2 protein-coding genes are annotated in these 4,935 nt (G+C 43.0%); both read left to right on the top strand.

Annotated elements, in window-relative coordinates; translation table 11 throughout:
• Nucleotides 1-3,477, top strand: a 3,477-nt coding sequence (locus ACVBIL_RS20490) for a VCBS domain-containing protein (RefSeq protein WP_447168781.1), incomplete at its 5' end; no start/stop codon positions are given.
• Between the two features lie 238 nt (nt 3,478-3,715).
• On the top strand, nt 3,716-4,935 hold a 1,220-nt coding region (locus ACVBIL_RS20485), incomplete at its 3' end, for a retention module-containing protein (protein ID WP_447168780.1).

Genomic DNA, 4,935 nt, shown 5'->3' with positions numbered 1-4,935 from the left:
GTACTGGCTAACGATAGCGATGCCGATACTAGTGATAGCTTAACCGTTACGGGGATCTTATTGGGCACCACAGGCACAGCAACCACTGTTGCAGATGGGGCTCCAGGGGTGATCACGAATGACTACGGCACACTAACCATCTATGCCGACGGTAGTTATAACTTTGTCGCTAACGGCAGTGCCTCACAGGCGCTTGCCAATCAAGAGACTGCCAAGGTCGAGTTCACTTATACGGCTAGCGATGGTATTGAGTCCCTCACTACCACGCTCACCATTACCATTACTGGTACTAATGACGCGCCAGAAATCGTTAGTACGACACCAGTGACCGTTTCGGAAGAAGGCTTACTTAACGGTATTATTGATAATGTAGGTGATCCATCTGATACAACCAACCTCAAAACCCAAAGCGGGACAATTAAGTTTACTGATGTTGACGCACCAAATAGTAGCGTTTTCACCCTTTCACTCAACGGTTCTGCAGTCAACGTTTCTTCCAACGACCTGCCTGTTGAGTGGACTTGGGAGGCTTCCACAAATACCCTTACAGGGGTCTCAGGTACGACGACAGTGATGACAATAGTGTTAGGTGCGATTAGCTCCGATGCCTCAGGTTATTCAGCTAGCTATACCGTCAACTTGCTCGCGCCTCTAGATCATGGGTTAAATGATATAGAAGATATCATGACGCTCAATTTTGGTGTCACCATTAACGATGGTTTCACCGACGAGCCAAGCACATTTGCAGTCACGATAGAAGATGATGCGCCGATAGACGAAGTTGATGAATCCTTAGTAAACGATATAACACATATACCTAATGCCACTGTAACGGAGGATCTATTCGATCCTGGTGCAGATGGATTCGGCAGTGTAAATTTTGAAGTCATTACCCAGGGGCTGCAGTATCAGGGGACAGATCTAACTTACACCATGAATGGAAGTACATTAACGGCTAGCGCTAATAATGTTGACGTATTCACCGTGACAGCCGTGATGGATGCAAATGGTCACTACGACTATCAATTTACACTTCTACAAGAGGTCGATCTCGAAACGATTATTCAGTACGACTTAACTACTGCTCCAGCTGGTAACAATGCCGCATATTATGTCGACTCAGATGGCACGATTTACTCTCATGATGATCAGGCTGCTAGTACCGTCTCAACTATAATCGGTTATACCAATGATATTATCTCAAAGGTTAATGCTAATGAACATGGTATTGGTGTTGGCTCGGGGCCCACAATAGGCACGAATGAATCAATCACAATCGACTATGAAAACGGAACTTCATTTGCTGCTATTAATTTGGGGACAGGTAAGAACGCTCAGCGAGATGGGACGACAACGCTTAAGTACACCGTCACTTATGGCGATGGTACAACGAGGGAGGTTGAGCAAACCTTTAATGGAACATGGTTAATTGAAGAGCCTGAAAATATCGATGGTTCTCCAATTATGTCAATTGAAATTGAATATGTTGCTAATGATGACTTCCAGATCACAAGCCTGTCTTCTGCTGCGCTAGTATACAATACACCTATAGATCTGGAGTTTGCTTATACAGCGACAGACAATGATGGCGATGCGATACCATTTACTGATGAAAATAATGGTCATTTCTTTATCACATTAACACCGGATAACTACATACCTAATGCGATTAACAATAGTTATGCCGTTGCAAACAGTGAAACTGTCACTGGTAACGTCATTACTGATGATACAGGTACAGGTGTCGACAGTGATGCGAATGGACACGACCTAAAAATCAAGCAAATTAACGGTGATGATTTAACCTTTAATAATGGTGTCGCAACGATCCAGGTAAATGGAGGAATGCTAACTATTTATGAAAATGGAGACTATCAATACCAACATAACGGCAATAGTTCATCTCCTGTTAATTTCACTTACGCTATCCAAGATGCTAATGGAGGACTTGATACTGCCAGCGTAAATATTGAAATATTTAATCAAGAAACACTCAACCCAGGAGACGACCAATATACAGGAACCTCTGAGAGCGAAGTAATTATTAGTGACACAACAAGCATCGTTCCGGGTGAAGATTACAATCTAGCCTTCATCATAGATACCTCTGGTAGCATGAGTAATGTTATTACTGCAGCCAAACAACAGCTAACTGCAACATTTCAGCAGCTATACGATAGTTTACAGGGTTCAAATAACACTATGCCAGGCTCTGTTACTATATCGTTTGTCGAGTTCGGCCTAAATGTAAAACAATCATTTTCAGTCAACTTAGCAGATCAAGGAGCCTTAACGACTCTTCTGTTAGCTGTTGATAGCCTCAAAGCAATTGGTTGGACGAACTACGAAACCGCTTTTGATGAAGCGATGGCTTTACTTAGTGCCTCGGCAATTCAAAATAATGAAGCCAATAACATTGTTTACTTTATTACCGACGGTAAACCTAACCGCTCCGACAGTGATTCAGGTAGCACCAACGCAGAACTTAATGCCCTAGGAGCATTTAACGAACTCAATGCGTTAAGCTTCAACGGCTTTATCACCACGATTGAAGCCATAGGTTTAAATGGCAACATAGATCAAGTCACTCTAGATAAATTTGACTCAGATAATGATGCCCAAACTGGCGTTAATATTAATGATCTCGCAGATACGATCTTGTCTTCTGAGCTGTTACCTGGAAGTGACACCATCTATGCTGGCACCGGAAATGATATTATATTTGGCGACTTAGTGAAATTTGATTCATTACAAGCATATGACGCTCTAGCCAAATACGTTGCTATAAAAACAGGTACAGATATCGCTGAGGTGTCAGTAAATGATGTCCATCTGTATATCAAGTCCCACTATGAAGAGTTCGATATTTCGCGAGCTGATGATTTAGGAGACTTACTTTACGGCGAAGCTGGAGACGATATCATCTTCGGGCAAGGTGGCGCAGATACACTCAATGGCGGCACAGGTAATGACATCCTTCTAGCAGGTGAAGCTGACGATACACTGATTGGTGGATTGGGCCGAGATCTACTCTCTGGGGGCGAAGGAAGCGATGATCTATACGGTGGCACGATAGCTACCCCTGATGATAGCGAAACCGATTACTTTGTTTGGAACTCAGATTCTGCGGATGGCAATAACACCATCGATAACGTATATGGCTTTAATCCTGAGCATGACGTCTTAGATCTTTCTGATGTCTTGATTGGTGAGAACTATGGGAATTTAGAGGATTACATCTCATTTGACTTCACTGGTACTAACACAACTATTTTTATAGATGCTAATGGCAGTTCTCTAGGTAGTGACGGGGTCAGTATCATACTAAATGGAGTGGAATTAGAGTCCATATACGGAAACTCAGCTTCAGATGTTATTGTCGGATTACTGAGAGATGAGGCGCTAATAGTCGATCCAAATACCACACCGTTTATCCCTCCTTATGAGCAAACTGATGACGGATTAAACATCCCATAATAATCAATCAAAAGTCTTAATTTATCGATTTGATCATTAATAAAGGCCACTACATCTTGTGGCCTTTATCTTATTTTACACTATTTCAGCTTTCTCCCTCCTAACATACCGCTTATAAAACACAAACTTAAAGCGTCAAAAAATTGACCTGCGGCACTCAGTTGTATAACATCGCCCGATTAAGGGTTACTTTTAACGACTCAGTTTTAACAAACTTGTTTTTGCAGGGAGCAGGACAATGAAATCGATAATCACAACACAAGCTGGACATATCCAAAACCTCAATGGAATTGTTACCGCGACAGTTAACGGTGGTGTTCAGCAGCTTAGTGAAGGTGAGCTCGTTCCTGCAGGAACGAGTATATCGATAGCTGAAGATAGCTCTGTTGACATCCTATTAAATGACGGCAGCTCCCTTTCATCCTCATCAGAGGAAAGCAGTAAGCCCTTAAATACCAATCCCACGAATAGTTCTCCCTCAGCTGAAGACGAAGCCCTAAGTGAAATCGAAGAAATCCAAGCATTAATCGCATCTGGTGAGGATCCAACGCAAGGCCCCGTTACTGCAGCGGGTAATCAAGCAGGTAATGAGGGAGGCTCAAGTCATGTATCAATTACTCGTGGTGGTTCTGAAACCATTGCTAATGCTGGTTTTGATACCTCTGGAAAAACACTCACCCAAGCACTAGACTCAAGTGACAGTTTAAATTCTGAAGAAATTAATTCTTTTAATAATCCAACTAATACCATCAATGACACCAACACTATCGATGAGGATGGTATCGCGACAGGTAACGTTTTAGATAACGACTCAGATATCGACAACGACCTGTCCGTTGTTAGCTTTGAAGTCGGCGGCGAGATCTATACTGCGGGCACCACTGTCGAACTGGAAGGTGGCTCTCTAGTCATCAATGAAGATGGCTCTTACACCTTCACCCCCTATGACAACTGGAACGGCACGGTTCCTGTTATCACTTACACCACCAACACGGGCTCAACAGCCACACTAACACTTGAAGTGACGCCTGTAGACGATCCAACCATTGCACGTAATGACAGTAATACAGTTAAAGAAGATACTCCAGCAACAGGCAATGTGCTCACTAATGACACTGATGTTGATAACGAATTAACCGTTACCGAATACAACGTTGATGGAATTAGTTACGTAGCAGGTGAAACAGCAGAAATTGAAGGCGGCAAGCTGGTTATCAACACCGATGGTAGCTATACATTCACGCCAAATGATGATTGGAACGGTGAAGTACCAGTTATTACCTACACCACCAATACAGGTGAAAGTGCCGAGCTAACGCTTGAAGTTAAACCTGTGGATGATACTGCGCCGATTGGGAAAGACGATAACGCTGAAGTCGACGAAGGCGCTCAAGTATTAATTAACGTCGCCAGCAATGACTCTGACAGTGAAAGTGGACTGAACTTAGCCAGTATCGT

Source organism: Shewanella sp. 125m-7 (genome assembly GCF_052977045.1).
This window is presented reverse-complemented; position numbering and strand designations above follow the sequence as displayed.